Here is an 18,646-nt window from a genome sequence, read left to right as displayed (position 1 = left end):
TTACACCGCCTCCATCTGGGCCTGAATCATCTGGTAATATACGCCTTGTCGGGCCAACAATTCCTCATGTGTTCCTGTCTCTGCAACCGTGCCGCCCTCCATCACGATAATGCGATCCATATGGGGCATCCAATGCAGTCGATGTGTTGCCAAAAACACCATCTTACCCTCAAACAGCGTTAACATCGTCTGTTTCAGTTCATACTCGGTCTCCACATCCAGATGCGCAGTCGGCTCATCCAGCAGTAGGATCGGGCGCGCACTAAGCAGAGCTCTCGCCAAAGCTACCCGTTGCTCCTGTCCCCCACTGAGCTGCCTTCCCCCAGCCCCGATCGGCTCCTGCAACCCATTCGGCAAGGAGGAGGTAAGCTTATGCAGACCTGCTGCGTGAATGGCGTCAGCCACCTCCGCATCCGAAGCTTCAGGCATATAGAACCGAACATTATCCGCTAAGCTGCCACTGAAAATAGTTGGATGCTGCGGAATCGCCGCCGTTTGTTTTCTCCAATCTTCCATCATCTCTGGAGATAAGGGCTGGCCGTTATATAAAATCTGACCTGAAGTAAGCTGCTGGAAACCCGCCAGCACATCAATCAGGGTCGATTTCCCTGCTCCGCTCGCTCCGATAATCCCTACTTTGCCAAGACCAGAAACCTGAAACGTCGCATCATTCAGCGAACATGGCCCGTCTTCCTGATGCCGTACCTGTACGTTAGTGAGCGCCAGTCTGCTCGTCGCCTCCCAAGAGGGTTTCAATAAGAAAGCAGCCACGTCACTTTGGGCATTTACCTCACGTAACACCACCCGTATGGTGGATGGATTCACATCACTTGGGCCAGAAGAAGGCTCAGGCGAGGAGGATTCTCCGTTCTTTTCTGACACCCCATGCAGAACAGCACTTGTGTATGCTTCCTTTTGCTTACGTTCGGCCATTTTCCCTCGTTCAATCATCTGGCTGATCGCTTCCCCGGCCTCTTTGCCGTCCAGTGTAGCGTGGTAATCTGCGCCTACCATTCGTACAGGCAGGAAGTATTCCGGTGCGAGAATGAGTACGGTCAGCGCTGGTCCAAGCAGCATATGTCCTTCCGTCAGGCGCAGCCCCAATCCAACCGCCACCGAAGCCACCGACAGCATGGTGAAGAAATCGAGTGCGAAGGAGGACAGAAAAGCCATACGCAGCGTAGACATCGTAGCCTTGCGATATCGCTGACTGACCCGAACGATTGTTTCTCCATGCTTAACGCTTTGTCCCAGTGTTTTGAGTGTTTCCAGTCCACGGAGCGTATCTACGAAATGGTTGGCCAGCGCTTTGTACGACTTGAACTGTCCATCGATCTTGCGTTGTGCAGCCACCCCCACCAAAATCATAAACACAATCAGGATCGGCAGCGTCAGCGTCAAAATAACCCCGGACATCATATCCAGCTTGAAGACATAGAACAGAATAACGATTGGCGTGAACCCCATCCCCAGCATTCGGGGAATAAACAGTTCAAGATACGTCTTATACTGGGCTGTTCCTTCGCGTGCCAAGGTTACTAGGTGCCCTGTTCCTTCCGTTTTGGCAAAACGCGGCCCCAGCCGGAACCACTGCTCCACCATCTGTCTACGCAGATCGTTTCCTGTCTTCTCCGCGTACCGCGAAGCGATGAGCTGCAACCAGAATGACAGGGCATAGCGGGCGACAAAAGCGGCCAGGAACAACAGCAGCACCGAGTACTGCTCCGTTACGGGTGAACCTTGAAACAAAGCCGTAATCGCCTGTGCCAGCCATTTCGCTTGCATGATAATCGTCATCGCCTGTAACAGTACTAGCGCTGAGGCCAGCGCAAGTACTGGCCGGATGCCCGGCAGCTTCAGCAGCCCCCGTCCCATGTCAGTACTCCAGGTGATGCTGATCGTTCAGACGTTTGCGGAAAATATAATAACTCCAGATCTGATAGCCGAGTACAAACGGAAGCAGCGTACACGCCACAATCGTCATCACTTTCAGCGAATATGCACCGGATGAAGCATTGTAGACCGTCAGGTCAAACGCCGAACCCATTGAACTCACCATGACCCTTGGGAACAGACCAATAAATACAGAGGCAAACGCGATTGTAATCACGGCTCCCGTCATGCCGAAGGCCCAGGCTTCACGTTTCTGACGCACGAAGTAAGCGGCCAGACCCAATGAAGCAGCGCCCAAGACAACCATAATCCAGAGAGCCCAGCCGCGTACGGCGAACACATCGGTCATGAAGTATGTCATCACAGCGTAGACCGCGAGGATTGCGGCCAGCGGCAGCATCAGTTTTTTGGCCATATTCAGGGCACGTTCTCTAAGATCTCCGACGGTCCGCAATGAAGCAAACAGCAAACCATGCACCAGACATAACAATGTCACGCTCAACCCACCTACCACCGTATATGGATTGACGATGTCCAGGAAACCGGGACGAAGCTGCATCTGCGCATCAATAGGCAGACCTTTCATCAAGGTAGCGAAAACAACCCCGAACAGGAATGGCAGTAACGCACTGGAGACTACAATGATGATGTCCCATGTTTTGCGCCAGCGTTCATGTCTCATCTTACTACGGAATTCAAAGGCAACTCCGCGGCCGATCAAGGCCAGCAGTACCACAACCAGCGGCAGATAAAAACCGCTAAACAGCGTGGCATACCAGTGCGGGAAGGCTGCAAACATTGCACCCCCCCGCCGTAATCAGCCAGACTTCATTGCCATCCCAGAACGGACCGATCGAGTTGATCAGAGTACGACGTTCACGATCCGTTTTGCCAATCATTGCAGTGGACATACCCACACCAAAATCAAAACCTTCCAGAAAGAAAAAACCAACAAACAAGACGGCAATCAGCAAAAACCACAACTCACTTAGTGACAACAGAATAACCCCCATCCACGCCGAACGGATCGGCCGATTCATCATGCTCCTCCGGCTTTTCGACTGCATATGGCCCTGCCTTAATTTCACGAACGAACAGATAGACCATCACAATTCCGAGAACCGTATAAGCTGCTGTAAAAGCAATGGTGGAGAACAAAATCTGGCCTGCGCTTACGTTCGGGGATACCCCGGCTGCAGTTGTCATATAACCAAATACCGTCCACGGCTGCCTTCCCACCTCAGTCATAATCCAGCCAGACGTATTGGCGATAAACGGAAGGGAAATGGCAAACACCATCAGACGCATAAACCACTTGCCTGCACCCTCCAACTTGCGACGCATCGTCAGGAATGTACCGTATATCGCTAGCAAAATCATCAATCCTCCCGCAGCAATCATGATGCGGAAGCTCCAGAACGTCGTCCGTACCGGTGGAATATAGTCCCCTGGTCCATACGTTTGCTCATACTCTGCTTGCAGTTCCTTCATGCCTTTGACACTGCCAGAGAACTTGCTATAGGACAGATAACTGAGCAATCCAGGGATTTTGATCTCGCCGGAATTCTCCTGTTTGTCCGGATCGATAAAGGCCACCACCGTCCATGGGGCAGGGTCTTCCGTCGTCGTCCATGTTCCTTCACTGGCCGCCATTTTCATTGGCTGCGTCTCCACCAGATATTGCGCCTGGAAGTGACCCGAGAAGGCAACACCCAACGAGGAAACCAGGCCAATAATGATCGCGATGTTGAACGATTTGCGGAAAATCTCCACATCCTGCTTCTTCATCAACTTGTAAGCACTAATCCCGGTTACCACAAATGCGCCTGTCATCAAGGCACCAAAGATCGTGTGCGGGAACTCTACCAGCAGTTGACCATTCGTAATCAGTGCAAAGAAATCATTCATCTCTGCGCGGCCATTATTAATCTCGAAGCCAACCGGATGCTGCATGAATGAATTGGCTGCCAGAATCCAGAGCGCAGACAGGAATGTGCCGACAAACACCAGCCAAATACAAGCTAGGTGCACCTTTTTAGACAAACGATCCCATCCGAAAATCCAGAGTCCAATAAAGGTAGACTCCATAAAAAACGCCAATAAGGCTTCCACAGCCAGTGGCGCACCAAATACATCCCCGACAAAACGGGAGTACTCCGACCAGTTCATGCCGAACTGGAATTCTTGCAGAATGCCTGTGACTACACCGACGGCGAAGTTAATCAGGAACAGTTTGCCCCAAAATTTGGCCATCGTTTTGTAAACTTCCTTACCCTTCACTACGTACAACGTCTCCATAATGGCTACCAGCAGCACAAGACCGATGGACAGCGGCACAAAAAAGAAATGGAAAATCGTTGTGAGCGCATATTGGATACGCGATAACATGATCGGATCCATACCGTTACCCCTTCTTTCTGTTCACATCGCAGTTTTCGTATTTGGCATTGAAGCCCCTTCTTCAGTTTCTGTCAGCCAAACACGTATTGATGAACGTATTGTGCCAGATAGACTATTTTATACATGTGACAATTATCACAAACCCTGCCATGACATCAAAAAAAAGTGACGATGGTCACATAATAGAAAAAATTAAACCTAATCTTTGGGCTTGCCAGCTTCGTCTATTCACGGAAGATGCTCATGTTTGGGACGGAACGCCCATATGTTAGTGTCAGGCATAAAATACGCTGGGCAAAAAAGGCATTACATATTGAATCATTGGATTCATTGATATCATTCATAGCAGCGCCAATCCGATATTCATCAGATGGTGCTGCTTCAATCCATGAACGGACAAAAATGAAAATCAAGTGAGGTGATTCATCGATGGAAGAGCTGTCTCCGATCTCGGACCCGGAGCCTCATCAAGGGGTAGATGCAGAAGAGTCAAGTACGACCCTTCCTTCCTTTCGTTATATTCTTTTCCCCCGGAAGGGAGGATGGTCTGCTTTTCCCTATCCAGACATCGCTGCTCTGATGGTCGCAGAAGGGCCTGTCTATTATGTCAGCAGCCTGGAGCGCTCCGAGGAAATACCTGCGAATATCACCGTCATCACGCTTCCCGAAGCTGAACAACTATTACAGGAGCCACGTACGGTTGCAGTGGTTGCTCATCCCTACTGGCTGACCGCCACAGCCTCGCTCGATCCGGAGCTCTGTATTGTACTTCTTCCTGAGCCGGTTGGTGAAGAAGCCGAGTCCCCCTTATGGGAGAGCTGTATTTCAAGACTGGTCGGTATCGCCGATCTGGTGGGCACCACTTCAGAAACACGCTATATGAAGCTGGTATTCCAGGGTGTACGCGCCATCTGGCTGAATGGAGAGGATACCTCCCCTGCTGGTGTCATGCAAAAGGATGACCTCGAGGTCCCTCTCCGGGACTATGAACTGCTATTCCTGCATGCGCTGCGACAGACCCTCTCGGGTGTTCAGGATACGGTCACCCAGCTGCAATGCAGTGTGCGGGCCGACTTCTATCGTCAGCTTCGGTCCAAAGCAGGAGCGCATGAGACGATTTCATTTTTGCTGGCAGCCTATGAATATGTGCTAGAGGATTCCAGAGCGGCCGCTTCACTCAAGGAAGCCTTCTCCCACGCGGTATTAAACGGGCGCAATGATTGTGTGAGCTCCCACTATCGATTCCTCTCTGCGATTCATGCGAGGACCGGGGAAATCGAGAACGCGTTGCAGGTTTATGGAATCAGCGCAGGTAACGAGCAGGAACGCCACCATTATGAACAACTCTGTCGCTGGCTGGAGGCCGGCGAGGAACAGCTTGTCCGGGCAGAACTGCTGCGTCTGAATGATGATTATAGACACGCATTGCACATTTTGGATGAACTCGGAGGCGAAACGGCACGGCATTGGAAATTTCGTATCTATCAGGAGACTGGACGTGTGGAAGATGCATTAAATTTGGTGCACGCAGTGGATATCCAAGATAGCCCTAGCCGACAGGATTATCAGCAACTGTCGGGTCTAGCCCTGGCTCTGCGCGGAGAACGTCACGGGGCGGTGAGACAATTTCTGGAGACGGCACTGGAGGATGAAGATGCTCTTGCGCGAATCGTCGAGATGGAGCTGTTGGATCAAGCCGTCCAGCAATTGCTGGGGGAGGTGCCATGATGCTGGACCCGAAGAAGCGCAGACAACATGTGAATGTACCCATTGTGCATAGGGATATACGATCCGAAACAACTCATACTCCAACTGAAACGCTGGAATCACTGCGCGTTGACCCAGAGGGCCAAGGGGATCAGGATACTGCAAAACACCAAGATACAGGCCTATTCAGAGAACCGTTTTCCGTTCGTCGTGTTCGTAAAAGTCAGGACAACAAACTGACCGCCATGCTTCAGGTACGTAACGAGCGCGGGCGATATCTGGAGGAAGTACTCGACGATCTAAGTGAATTCGTAGATGAGATTGTCATTGTGGACGATGCCAGCACAGATGGAACACCCGATATATGCAGAGCCTATCCAAAGGTCGTTCGTCTGGAAGTGCTGGAAAAGCCGTTATTTGCGGAGGAATGGAGATTACGCAATGCGCTATGGCAGGCAGCAGCAGGTACCTCGCCGGATTGGCTGCTCTCGATTGATGCCGATGAGCTATACAGCACGGAAGCGAAGAAAGCGATACGCGCTCTGATTAACCAGGATCATGCGGACTGGATTGCTTTCCGTTTCTACGATATGTGGGGCGGACGAACCCACTATCGGGAGGATGACCTTTGGGGACTTCACCGACGTCATACCGCTTCCCTGGTCCGTTATATGCCGGGTTATCCCTACTTTTATCCGCAGCAAAATCATCATGTGCCTCGCCTTCCCTTGCCCTGCACTGTATTGCCCGGAATCAGCACAGAATTGAAAGTCCAGCATCTTGGCTGGGCAGGAAGTCTGGAGGATCGGGTTCGGAAATATTTGCGTTATAAACGAATTGATCCACACGGCGAGTGGGGCAGCCTGGAACACTATGAATCGATTCTTGATCCGGAGCCCCGACTGATTCCGTGGAAGGAGGAGCAGTGAGATGGGCGTGGTCAGCATTTTGACACACAGCTTCACCGATGGATATAACCGGGAATTCAGCCGGGTGTTCGGCGGAGGTTTGGAGCGTTATATCCTTGACTTGTGCAGCGTGATCCGCGGATTAGGGCATATTCCCGAGGTTCATCAGCTATCCTATTTCGAAGCATTTCAGACCCGGACGGAACAGATTGATGTATATGGCTATGCCTACGATATGAATGATGTGCCCGAAGCTTTTGCCCGAATGGCTGCCGCAGCGCGAGGGCCTGTCATCTATGCAAGCTGCCTGTGGCAGCCCATTGCCTACAAGCCGGGCAGTCTCGGCATCTGCCACGGGATTAACTGGGATCGTCCCGCGCTGCCGCTGGAAACCAAGCAGCAAGTCGCTGAGCATATTCAGCTGGCACTGGATGGACTTGTACGCATCGTGTCGGTCGATTCGCATTTTCAGACCTTTTGCCGTGCTGCTTGTACGTTTGCTGATCCCGGTCAGGTTGTGCTTATTCCTAATGCAGTGGATACCTCCTACTTCACACCTGCTCCACCAAGGCGTACGTTCGAGCATGAACAGGAAGAAGAATGGCTGGCTGCATGGAAGAAAGATCTTGCAAGCCATGAAGATCATGCTGCAGCTGCCATCTCGGGGTTGAATGTTGCATCATCCGTCGGGGAAAGAAACGATGGAAACGGCATGGTGCGGGCGGACAGATCCGAGGTGACAGTAATCGCTGAAGAACTGGACTCGGGGAATATCCGACAGGGCCACGCTGGTCGGCAAGCAAATGAGCTGACGGGTGATCATTTGAAGGAGAAGCATGAGGATAATACGGCTGCAATCCATGTCAATCCTTCGCGTCCACTGCGCATTTTATATCCGCGCCGTATCAGCATGGAACGGGGCATTATTCCGATGATGCTGGCAGCTGACCGACTGCTCGGTGCCTTTCCTGGTCTTGAGGTCGAATTTGCCGGAGAGCTGGTTGAAGGCAGCACGGTGGGTCGTTCCTTCCGATATTGGCATCGCACGCACCCCCATGCGGATCGAATCAAACAGCGCACGTATGATTTTCGGGATATCCGCGAGGCCTACCATCAGGCAGATATCGCCGTGATCCCGACCGTCTTCTCGGAAGGAACGTCCTACGCTTGTCTGGAAGCGATGAGCTGCGGGCTTCCGGTTGTTGCTTCCAATGTTGGCGGTCTGAATGATCTGATTCAGGATGGCTTCAACGGGCTGCTGGTACCTCCAGGGGAAGAAGCGCTGACCGCTGCGCTGGTACGCCTCGTTCAGGATAGGGCCGAGCGGGAGCGGCTGGGAATCTATGCCCGCGAGACGGCGCTGTCCTACGATATATCCCACTGGCGGCGCAGGTGGAGTACGGTATTGGAATCTTTTTTGGCAGAAGCAGGATTAAAGGAGGGAATTCGGGGATGATGGATACACCAAATGCAACGGATTTCATGGAATCAAGATACATTCGGGAGGGTGACCCCAAAACGGATACATTGGTTTTTCCACTGCATCCTGCGTGGTGGAGCCGTCCGTACGAGTACGAATGGGCACGCCAGTTTGCACGGCAGGAAGACGTCGTACTCGACGCTGCCTGTGGTATATCCCATCCATTCAAATTTTGGCTGGCAGAGTACTGCCGGGAAGTTCATGCCTGTGATTGGGATGAGCGCATTTTGTCCAGAGAAGCGATCCGACTGGATATCGCTTCTGATTTTGGTGAGCAGGCAGCACGTGACCTGCCAGAATCGAGCCTGGACCGACTGAATCTTGCGCAGGCCAATCTGGCTCAGCTTCCGTATGCATCCGAGATGTTTGACAGCGTATTCTGCATCTCTGTGTTGGAGCATCTGGATACAGGCACGATGCTGCGGGCCTTTCGCGAATTCGCCAGGGTGCTGAAGCCGGACGGACGGTTGATAGCCACGTTTGATGTGCCCGAGATGCGCCCTGATCTGCTGGAGACCATTATGGCTGTCACTGGACTGACGATCGAAGGTAAGCTAAGCGTGAAAGAACCGGAGGATGCCATCTGGTCTGACATGTATGGCCCGGCAATCCGTTGTTTTCGTGCTGTTATTCGTAAAGAGTAATTGGGAGGGATAAACGGGATCACGGATGAAGGGCATAGATTAAGATTAACTCTATATCCTTAAATCTTTTGGATACCGAAGCCGTTAGAGATGAACCAGCAGCATTCTGCACTGGTTAGCGTATGCTTCGGTGGATGCTGCGCCGGGTGATGTCAGGCGCAGCAGGGTGTGCAGGCCCGGCGGGATTGTCGTCGCCGGGCTGCCGGAGGCGGCAGGTTGCCGTGCAGTGACTTGGGCCCATTCGGCCCAATCACGCGCAGTGCGCTGCCGCCCGGCGAGCAAAGCGAGCGTGCCCGCCAGTACCATGGCGGGCACTTCGTGCGTGAAGGGCTGCTGCGCGCCATGCGGCGTGCCGAACAGTGCAAGCAGCCCTTCACGCACGCTCGCGGGCGCGCGCAGCAGCCCGCAGCGGGCCGCAGGCGGAAGCGCCGCGAGCAGCGCCGGCGCCTGGCCGGTCGGCAGGGCATGCAACAGGCGCAGCCATGCGGCCCAGGCGCCTACGCGTGCGAGCGCCAGCGCCGCGGCGTGCACGGCCTGCGGCGCTGGCGGGGCGCAGCTGGCCGGGGCGCCCCGCAGCAGCGCATCGGCTGCGCGGGCTGCTGCGTCGGGCGCGGCCGCCTGCTGGCGGACTTTACGCCGCGCTGACGGCGACGCGGCGGCACCTCGCGCTGAGCCCACCGCAGCCCGGGTGCGGTGCTCGCCGGGCTGCTTGTGGCCGAGCGCCCACAGCGCCAGCGATGCCTCCGGCCCGTGCTGCGCATGCGTCGCCCAGGGCTGTAAAGCCGCCCGGGCAGCGGCGTGCTCGCCGAGCTGGGCCAGCGCCAGCCCGGCGGCGAGGGGCTGCGCCCGCAGCGCGGCGGACAGCGATGCCGCGTGGCGCAGCAGCCATTCCGGCCGATGCGCATCCAGCGCGGCCGGGATCAGCGCCTGCGAGGCCGCAGGCGGCAGGCTTATCCGCTGGGCTGCGCTTGCGATGGCGTTCGGCCGCCCGGTAGCTGCGGCCAGCAGCAACAGCCGCTGCCATGCTGGCAAGCTGCCGGGCTGTACGGCGAGCGCAGATGTATAAGCCTTAGCTGCCTCCTGCCAGCAGCCCAGCCGTTCATGGGCTATGCCTTCCAGAGTCAGGCTGCGATACGTTCCCGCACCGGAAACGGACGTATATCGACTGGCTGTGGATGCTGCCGCTTTGGCCTGCTTCAGCCAGTCGAGCGCCGCAGCATCCCGTCCCTGATCGAGCTCCAACACAGCACCAAGCTCCAGCAGATCAGGGAAGTCAGCATACACCGGTCTCCATTCCTCAACGATAGCGAGTGCTCTCTCTGGGCGGCTACGTTCCCGCCAGGCATAAGCCGTTTTGAGTACCAGATCCGAATGATATCCGCATTCCGGCGTAAGCTTTGCCAGCAAAGGCTGTAACAACTTGAGCGCTTCATCGTATCTCGCTTGCTGAAACCACTCGGCAGCCATGGCATATAACAGTTCCGGTTGATCCGGCGACTTATGGAGAGCGGAGCGAATCAGCCGCATATTGCGCTCGGGTTTATTTTTGCCAACAATAACGTGCTCCAGATAGCCATAATGAATAATTTCAAGCCCGGAATCGACCACCCCCCACGGAGCGAAGGATAGAATCGAAGATGCCACTTCTTCATGAATCATGCCTTGAAAAGCAATTCGGGGATCATTCCGAAATAAACGACACACCGCATCCGTCACACGCTCTTCTCCAGACATTCCGAGCAAACTCGTGACCTGTATCCAGTATCCCCATACGTCGTCCTTACTTGAGGTCAGCAGCCGCTTCATCTCCGCCAAATTATGCTCGGTCTGCATCCAGACTTCATCCGCATCCAGTACCAGAATCCAAGGATGAGTGGCAGCAGCAAGGGACAGGTTGCGGGCAGCACTAAAATCTCCGGTCCATGCTGCACTGATGACAACCGCACCATAACGATGGGCAATATGGATCGTATCGTCCGTTGATCCCGTATCCACGATGATGATCTCATCCACAACATCCTGAATGGCATCTAGACACCGCTGAAGCGACCGGGCCTCATCCTTCACGATCATGCACAGGCTGATTCCCGTCTGCATATTCATCCTCCGCCCTTCCTATACGGGGTTCTGTTCTCTTTCATTCCCTCAAAACTCAAAACCATCCGGCCCCGGTAAATCCAGTCTAATCTGCTGAACCACAGGCCAACAACGGTGTCGCTGTCCTTCTGCCCCTTGAGCAAATACCTTCAGGTGATGATCGGCAGCACTGACAAACCCTTTCACCAGCCAGCTGGTTCCCACACGTGAATCGGAGGCTCCGGGAAAGGGTTCTCCCGCTTCCTGCCGGGCGCCTTCCACCAATGGATACACCCCTTCTGCCAACTGCCCCTGACCGAGCTGAACCAGCGCATGCAGCACATCCCATTTCCCGGATTGCACACATCCCTCCATCATTAATCCAATTGCCTGCCAGCCATTATACGCTGTTCCAGCAGCCACGTTAGAGTCGTCATTTTGGGCAACGACTTGTAAACTCGCAATTCGTTCTGTCTGTTGATATGGCTCCGACTCCCTACTCGGTTGCGAATGACGATACAACCACGCAGTCAGTTGATCTTCCCCATCTATTGGTCTTCCTTCAATCCAGTTTAGTCGCTCTATCCAATGGGTAGCTGGTACAGAAAGCTCTCCTTTTTTTCGCCGTACCGTATCCAGCTTAAGACGAGCCTTGTTCCATTTCCCCTGTTGAATCTGGAGCAAAGCCTCAGCCATGGATAACCTCTCCCTCATCTCCCCGGAAGGATGTGAAGATATGTCTGGTAACAACTGCACAGCCGTATCATAGCAACGACACTGCTCCAGAATACCCAACACTTTCTGGATCGCCTCTTCTGAAGTGATTGCAAATCGCTCCTTAATCAGCTCCACCAGATGTTGCTCTTGACCGGAAACCCGCATAATTCGAAAGATCCTGTACAACGGCGGCAGCAGGCTGGATTTGGCACGAACTGCTTCCACATAAGCATCCACTGCGCCTTCAAGATCCGCCCGCCCCTCCAGCAGCCTACCCAAGGTATACCAGGTCTGATAGGTTCCGATTCCTTCTTCTGTATGAAATATGGGTGGTGGCGGTCCCATATGGACTGCTTCACGCAGCGATAGCTCTGCCTTTTCTGTCTCGCCCAACGCCTCCTCACATACCCCGCGATGATGCAGCAGGTCCGTGTATTCTGGGAAGAGTTCAAGAGCAGCATGGGTGTGATCCAATGCTTCCTGCCAGCGACTCAAATGCTGGAAACAACGAATCTCATATTTAAACAACAGATGTGCATAACTTGTCAAAGTAGGGTCAATTCCCGCTTTAGCTACGCCAAACGTCTTCAGCGCCTGTTCCGCTTCCCCCATCCGCAGATACTCGACACCCAGGTTATAATGATGGAACGGCTGCTCCGGCTCTTCCTCCACCGCCTGTTGAAGCAAACGCAAATTCCGGTTCACCTTATCCTTGCGCTCCACAATGGCCGTCTGATACCCGTAATGGTGAATGATCATGTCTGTCACGTGAAAAGCAGCCTGAGGATTCTTTCGACAGATTGCCACCGCAATCTGCTCATGAATCCGACCTTCGAATCGATGCTCCGGCTCATTCCTGAAGAGGCGCAATACCGGATTTACCGTGACCCCCTGCTGACCCGAACCCGTATAGTTATGGATATTTAAAAACAATCCGTCACATCCGCTGGCTGCCGTCCAGCTTCTGATCTGCTCCCGTGCAGTCTCATCCAGCGCCTCGTCCGCATCGAGAAAAAGAATCCATTCGCCCGAAGCCTGCTCCAGCCCAGCATTTCGTGCCGCGGCAAAATCGTCGCTCCACACAAACGGCACAACCTCCGCCCCATATTCCCTGGCAATGGCAGCACTTCGGTCCGACGAACCGGTATCCACAACAATGATCTCGTCCACCGCCCCGCGGACACTTTCGAGACAATGAGGCAACAGTTCTTCTTCATCCTTCACGATCATGCATAATGAAATGTGCTTGGTCGGCAAGCTGGTTCCTCCTCTCCCTTGCATGGAACACCGTACGCCAAGGAATACCTTCGGCGGTGCGAAGCTGTTGTTCCAGCACAGTTTGTTGTGCCATGAGTACCTTGTCAGCGGGAGAACGAGTTAGTTCGTGTCTGATAACCCCTAGCGCCAACTTCATATAACAGACAGCAGCTCCAGCCCTTGCCTGCCGCTGTTCTGGATTCAGCTCCAATGCCTGCTGGAAAAGAATCAATGCCTGATCATAATGCCCTTTGGCATACACGGCTTCCCCAAGGTAGAAGTGGCTTTCCGCATCCAGATCGCCTTGCGACATGCATTGAATCAGCAGATCTGCGGCCGCCATGGTGTATCCCTGGCGGTAAAGAACAGCAGCCAGCCATCGGCTATAAACACCATTTCCGTCGTGTTCAGGGTTAATTGCAGCCATCTTCTCGTACAGCTTATTGGCAAACGCCAGTTGCCCCGTCTGCACTGCCCGAATCAATATGTTCTTACTCAGCTCCGTTGCAGCCTGAAGCGTCTGGTGAACTGTTTTCCCATCTCTGTCATCCTCAACATGCACCTGTTCTCCCGCATCCAGCAGGCCATTCAGCAGTCTCCAGCCTTTCCTCTCCTGAGGTTCTGCTGCGGCCACAAATGATTCGGATACTGATAATTCATTTGCCCAATAGGTCAATGCCAAGTCCACTCGCTGTTCAGGCTGGAGGTTCCTGACATCACTTAGTTCCTCACTCCAATGATTCCGTACGTAATGCAACGCATCTGATACCCTGTTGGCACATAACATCCAATACAGATAATCTTCATGTTTTATACGTGTATTTCGGGGATCTCCATGTAGCAAATTCAATGCCTGCCCATACGCTCCACTGGAAGCAAGTGCATGAACCACATGCACCAGTCCGTCGTCGTATATGACTGCGCCCGGATATGAATCCTCTTTCTTTGAATGCTCTTTCCTGCGTGCGAGTAATGTCTCTGCTATGCTCTCGTCCGTCTCTCCGGATTGCTGCAATACATCGGCTAACCCTGTCCATGCAGGAGCATACGTAATCTCGCTGCTCAGAGCCAGGCTGTACAGATGAGCAGACTCCTGCAGAAAGCCTCTTTTCTGTGCAAGCCTTCCCATGGTTGTATAGGCTTTGTAGCTATCGCAACCCATGTCCGTTACGTAATGTCTTTCCATTTGGGCTGGCTCTCTGTGAACATCATCAGAGGACTTGCCTTCACATAATTCATCGCTTCCCGGTTTATCTGTTTGCTCGATTGCCTGCTGATGTATGCCTCGAATCTCTGCCTTGTTATTGTCCTTGAGATCAGCTCCATTGAAGCCCTCCCGGCAATCTGTTGCTCTTGCATAGGACTTGTAGGCTCTCTCCTCAAGACCCTGTTGCTCCAAAATCTCTCCATATATCAGATGCAGGTCGGCATACCCCGCATAACGCTGTCTTTCTCCCGCCAATAACCCATGAGCCTCGTCATAGCGCCCCATTGCCAGAAGAACCTTGGCATAGTCCCGAACCAGGGTGGAGCGATACGGAGCGTGCAGCGGTGTATGAAGAAAGGATTCAGTAAAGGCTTCTGCTGCCTGTTCGATATATCCTAGCTGGCAGTATGTCACCCCCACATTATAGAGGTGAAAAGGCTGCCCCGGACGATCAGCTAGTTCCCGCTGCAAAAGCTTTAGATTACGCAATGGTTTATCTCCTTTAGCAATCGTGGACGGCAAATAACCATCATGAACCAAACGCAGTGGAGCCAAGGGTTCATGCTCAGCAATCCAACCTTTTTCATAGGCAAAGGAGTCGTTCATGTCCTGATCGTCGCCTTCTTGTTCTCCACCATCCCTTGTACCGCCACGAACCAACTGCTCATGGATACGCCCAGCATACCGATATCCTTGATGGGCGCGAAAAAGACGCACAGGTTGGAAGATCACACTCTCTCCCGCTCCCTCGCCAATTTGGTTCTCTATCGTAATCCGCAGTCTCGAAACGCTCTTATGGACCTTCGGTAGATAATCCAAAAGCTCTTCCAATCCCTGTATGACATGCTCATCCGCGTCCAGACACAGAATCCATTCCGTGCTCGCGAGAGGCAAACTTATATTTCTGGCATATGCAAAATCATCTTCCCAACGGATGTGAAGCACCGTTGCTCCATAATGTCTGGCGATCTCCGGTGTACGATCTGTTGACCCGGTATCTGTAATGAAGCATTCGCTGCCAATCGACTTGAAGCTGTCGAGACAGCGGGCCAGATGATGTTCTTCATTTTGCACAATCATATGAATTCCGAGTAACCTGTTCTGCAATGCAGCCACCTCCAATGCAAAAAAAGTACATGAAGCCCACCAAAGGGACTCCATGTACCTATATGACGACAAACCGGGTTATGTGCCTTGTCCATTGAAGAACACATCAATCGTGCTGGGTGCTCCCAGCAGACTGGAGCGGTAGGAAAGACGTGTATATTTGAGAAAACGCTGCGGCACCAGAACATCCACCGAGCCTGGCAAAATCCCGGTCACCGTGTCCACATCATCGTACCAGTTGGTACCGTTGGCACTGATTTCAACGCGGGCATCAACCCGGTTAAGCCCCGGCCCCCTGTTATATACGAAGAAAGAATAAGTGCCGAATACACTCGTTGTGACCGCCGGAAGCGGTGTAAACGTGTTTGCCGTCGGCGTACTAAGAAGCTGTGATTCCTGAAAGCTCTTTTGCGAGATGGACGTCACGCTGCTGAGTGTACCCGCTGTAATCGTGGCTCCCAATACGCTGGTTATGGTACCATTCAACAAATTGGTCAACGTTCCGGCTGTAATGGTGGCGCCAAGTACACTGGTAATCGTACCGTTCAGCAAATTCGTTAACGTTCCCGCTGTCACTGTAGCTCCCAATACGCTGGTGATTGTACCATTTAACAAGTTCGTCAGTGTTCCGGCTGTAATCGTAGCACCAAGTACACTCGTGATTGTACCGTTCAACAGATTGGTCAGCGTCCCTGCGGTAATCGTCGCTCCAAGCACACTCGTGATTGTACCATTCAGCAAGTTCGTTAGCGTCCCTGCGGTCACTGTGGCTCCAAGCACGCTGGTGATCGTTCCGGCTGTAATCGTCGCTCCGAGCACACTCGTGATTGTACCATTCAACAAGTTGGTCAACGTTCCTGCGGTGATTGTAGCTCCAAGCACGCTGGTGATGGTACCATTGAGCAGGTTTGTTAATGTCCCCGCAGTCACGGTTGCCCCGAGCACACTTGTGATCGTTCCGGCAGTAATGGTGGCTCCCAAAACACTGGTGATCGTACCATTCAACAAGTTGGTTAATGTTCCGGCTGTGATGGTTGCGCCAAGCACGCTATTAATTGTACCCGCCGTGATCGTTGCTCCGAGGACGCTGGTAATCGTTCCGTTCAGAATATTTGTGATGGTTCCGGCATTAATGGTAACGGTAGTGAGACCTGAGATATTACTAATCGTACCATCCAAAATAATTCCGAGTACGTTCCCGCTTGTATCGGTGTGAACCGGCTGGGCCGTACCTGTACTATCATGACCAAAAATCAAAGTTCTAAGATTATCCGGATTCGTGTTAAACGTTGTAAAGTTAGGCATATGCCTCGTCCTCCTCCCTGGTCAAATCGGTTGTATTTCACGTTCTTACGGCATACGCTGCGCCTGAAAATAAACATCGAGCCGGGTTGGCTGATCCGGTTCAACCGATTGGATAACCAGCCGGGTATAACGCAGAAATCGTAGCGGCACCAGCGCTTTGGTCTGACCTCCGGCAATCACTTCCTGGCTGTCCACAGCATAGTCCCTGGCATTAGGGCTTATCTGAACCTGCACAAGAGCCGGATGTTCTCCCCGATTTACAATGCCATATGTGTACATGCTGAGCGATGAGGTGTCTTGAGCCGGAAGAGGATTCATACTACCGTTTGTCTCGGCTCCGACATACGTATGCTCTGTAAAACAGTGAGTAGCACCAGGGAGTGTCGTACGTGAGGAACTACCCTGCTTGAACCGGGGACGAGTAATCCGGGAACAAGGAGGTTTCAGCAATTTAGCGCGGCAGGAACGACGGGATTGGCGACAGCTGACATATTTAGTTGTTTGGTTCGTTTTCTTCTTGCTACGCTTCGCTGTTCGACTCATATCGATTTCCCCTTAAAAAATGTGCTTCCGCATCGTATGCCTGCATATAAAATACGGGCACGGCATACGCCGTTATTTGAATTTACTGTGTACATCCCAAACCCTTCCCTTGTTCCCCACATACACTGCAAGTACAACCTCTTCACGTCTTTATTTCAAACTTTCATGAAGCAGCCCATTCCAAAATTCGCTTTGGTTATCTTATTCAGGCAGATTGGAGGTGGATTATATGACCAATTCCAATGTATTCAATCAATCCAACGGTCCCTTATATACTCAACTGACTAATACATTCTCTGCCCCCGGCATTGAGTCCACTCCAGAGGGCGGGGCGGCAGCCGCAGGCAGTTCTTTTGCACTGACTACCAATAATGTCAGTGTAGGGGCTGGACTAAATCTGTTGCTGCAGGTAGTTAATGCAGTGGGCAGTGGGCGTACCTTGTACGTCTCTAGGATCAGCGGAGGCACAACGGCAGCTGCTACACTCATTGTTTATTCCGGTGGAACCATTACAGGTGGTACCACACCTGCGCCAGTCAATACATTGTTAGGCAATGCCAATACGAGTGTGATGACAACAAGACAAAATACCGGCACATTAACGGGAACATTAACAAGCCTGTTAAGTATTCCCCTTACGGCGGGCATGTATATGTTAAACCTGAACGGTTCTATCATCGTCCCTCCTGGACAGACACTATCCATCAGTGCGGGAACAGGTGCCCAAACCGCCTCAATTAATCTTTCCTGGTGGGAATTCTGAAATATCATTTAGAAAAGGAGTGTGCACAATGCCGAATGATCACGTGTTCAACCCGCTAAACCGTCCCGTTTATACTTCCATTACGAATACGTTTACCTCTCCCGGCATTGTGGCTCCACCTGAGAATAATGCAGGCAGTACCGGCAATCTGTACAATGCAGGCTCAACCAACTCCACAACACTGGGATTGCTGGGGGGCAGTGTTATTGCTACTGTCCAACTGACCAACCCAGCCGGGAGCGGTAAAACTATATATATATCACGGCTTTCAGGCGGAATCACGGTCGCGCTCAACTTGCTTTCTTCCTTCAGTGGTACCATGAATCTGTCTGCAAACGGAACGATAACATCACCAACCACACTAACGCCGGTAAACAATAATTTATCAAGCAGTAACACCAGTATTGCAACGTTACGTTTCTCCGCCGTAGCTCCCACAGGTGCCACAACTTTGATCGCCATGCCCTTGCAGGTAGGTCCTTTTCTATCCGATGAATTAGGGCGTTACGTGGTTCCTCCCGGTCAGTCCATTAACCTGTCCGTGAGCGGATCACTGTCTGTTGGAGGGCTAATGGCCTCCACTTCCTATTTCTCTTGGTGGGAAGCATGATGTACTGCCCTATTAGATGGAAATAGCCG

Annotated in this window: 13 protein-coding genes and 1 pseudogene; 6 read left to right on the top strand and 8 right to left on the bottom strand. The window is 52.6% G+C overall.

Going from position 1 to position 18,646, the window contains the following annotated elements:
- From cydD to ACDJ58_RS28720, 3 genes and pseudogenes are all read right to left on the bottom strand, one after another.
- Entirely contained in the window at positions 1-1,875 is a 1,875-nt protein-coding gene (gene cydD / locus ACDJ58_RS28730; protein WP_413374130.1) for a thiol reductant ABC exporter subunit CydD, read from the bottom strand.
- A 1-nt stretch (position 1,876) separates the two neighbouring features.
- Positions 1,877-2,894: pseudogene (cydB, locus tag ACDJ58_RS28725) on the bottom strand (cytochrome d ubiquinol oxidase subunit II).
- On the bottom strand, positions 2,878-4,293 hold the full coding sequence (locus ACDJ58_RS28720; protein WP_413374129.1) for a cytochrome ubiquinol oxidase subunit I: 1,416 nt from the start codon (positions 4,291-4,293) through the stop codon (positions 2,878-2,880). Before ACDJ58_RS28720 ends, cydB begins: the two are co-directional and overlap by 17 nt.
- 429 nt (positions 4,294-4,722) lie before the next feature.
- On the opposite strand from ACDJ58_RS28720, the gene ACDJ58_RS28715 reads away from it, so the two are divergent.
- From ACDJ58_RS28715 to ACDJ58_RS28700, 4 genes are read left to right on the top strand one after another with little or no spacing between them, the layout of a single operon-like run.
- Positions 4,723-6,021 (top strand): tetratricopeptide repeat protein, encoded by a 1,299-nt coding sequence (locus ACDJ58_RS28715; RefSeq protein ID WP_413374128.1) that lies wholly within the window; start codon positions 4,723-4,725, stop codon positions 6,019-6,021.
- Positions 6,018-6,929, top strand: a complete 912-nt coding sequence (locus ACDJ58_RS28710) for a glycosyltransferase (RefSeq protein WP_413374127.1) — start codon at positions 6,018-6,020, stop codon at positions 6,927-6,929. The genes ACDJ58_RS28715 and ACDJ58_RS28710 overlap by 4 nt, the downstream gene beginning before the upstream one ends.
- Before the next feature lies 1 nt (position 6,930).
- On the top strand, positions 6,931-8,364 hold the full coding sequence (locus tag ACDJ58_RS28705) for a glycosyltransferase (RefSeq protein ID WP_413374126.1): 1,434 nt from the start codon (positions 6,931-6,933) through the stop codon (positions 8,362-8,364).
- Positions 8,361-9,032: a methyltransferase domain-containing protein gene (locus ACDJ58_RS28700; RefSeq protein ID WP_413374125.1), complete on the top strand. Its 672-nt coding sequence runs from the start codon at positions 8,361-8,363 to the stop codon at positions 9,030-9,032. The genes ACDJ58_RS28705 and ACDJ58_RS28700 overlap by 4 nt, the downstream gene beginning before the upstream one ends.
- Positions 9,033-9,116: 84 nt before the next feature.
- Here ACDJ58_RS28700 and ACDJ58_RS28695 read toward each other — a convergent pair whose 3' ends face one another.
- From ACDJ58_RS28695 to ACDJ58_RS28675, 5 genes are all read right to left on the bottom strand, one after another.
- Positions 9,117-11,135: a glycosyltransferase gene (locus ACDJ58_RS28695; protein ID WP_413374124.1), complete on the bottom strand. Its 2,019-nt coding sequence runs from the start codon at positions 11,133-11,135 to the stop codon at positions 9,117-9,119.
- Between the two features lie 42 nt (positions 11,136-11,177).
- Entirely contained in the window at positions 11,178-13,082 is a 1,905-nt protein-coding gene (locus ACDJ58_RS28690) for a glycosyltransferase (protein ID WP_413374123.1), read from the bottom strand.
- The gene (locus ACDJ58_RS28685; RefSeq protein WP_413374122.1) at positions 13,039-15,396 is read right to left on the bottom strand and encodes a glycosyltransferase; all 2,358 of its coding nucleotides are present in this window, start codon (positions 15,394-15,396) and stop codon (positions 13,039-13,041) included. Before ACDJ58_RS28685 ends, ACDJ58_RS28690 begins: the two co-directional genes overlap by 44 nt.
- A gap of 78 nt (positions 15,397-15,474) precedes the next feature.
- Positions 15,475-16,701 carry a DUF6385 domain-containing protein gene (locus tag ACDJ58_RS28680; protein ID WP_413374121.1) on the bottom strand — a complete coding sequence of 409 codons (1,227 nt, stop codon included), beginning with the start codon at positions 16,699-16,701 and terminating at the stop codon, positions 15,475-15,477.
- Between the two features lie 45 nt (positions 16,702-16,746).
- Positions 16,747-17,244 carry a DUF6385 domain-containing protein gene (locus tag ACDJ58_RS28675; RefSeq protein WP_413374120.1) on the bottom strand — a complete coding sequence of 166 codons (498 nt, stop codon included), beginning with the start codon at positions 17,242-17,244 and terminating at the stop codon, positions 16,747-16,749.
- 229 nt (positions 17,245-17,473) lie between these two features.
- Here ACDJ58_RS28675 and ACDJ58_RS28670 point away from each other — a divergent pair, with 229 nt between their 5' ends.
- Positions 17,474-18,007 carry a hypothetical protein gene (locus ACDJ58_RS28670; RefSeq protein WP_413374119.1) on the top strand — a complete coding sequence of 178 codons (534 nt, stop codon included), beginning with the start codon at positions 17,474-17,476 and terminating at the stop codon, positions 18,005-18,007.
- A gap of 28 nt (positions 18,008-18,035) precedes the next feature.
- Positions 18,036-18,617, top strand: coding sequence for a hypothetical protein (locus tag ACDJ58_RS28665; protein WP_413374118.1), 582 nt, complete (start codon positions 18,036-18,038; stop codon positions 18,615-18,617).
- Positions 18,618-18,646 lie beyond the last annotated feature (29 nt).

The sequence above is a fragment of the Paenibacillus taichungensis genome (assembly GCF_047302525.1).
GTDB lineage: Bacteria > Bacillota > Bacilli > Paenibacillales > Paenibacillaceae > Paenibacillus > Paenibacillus taichungensis_B.
This window is presented reverse-complemented; position numbering and strand designations above follow the sequence as displayed.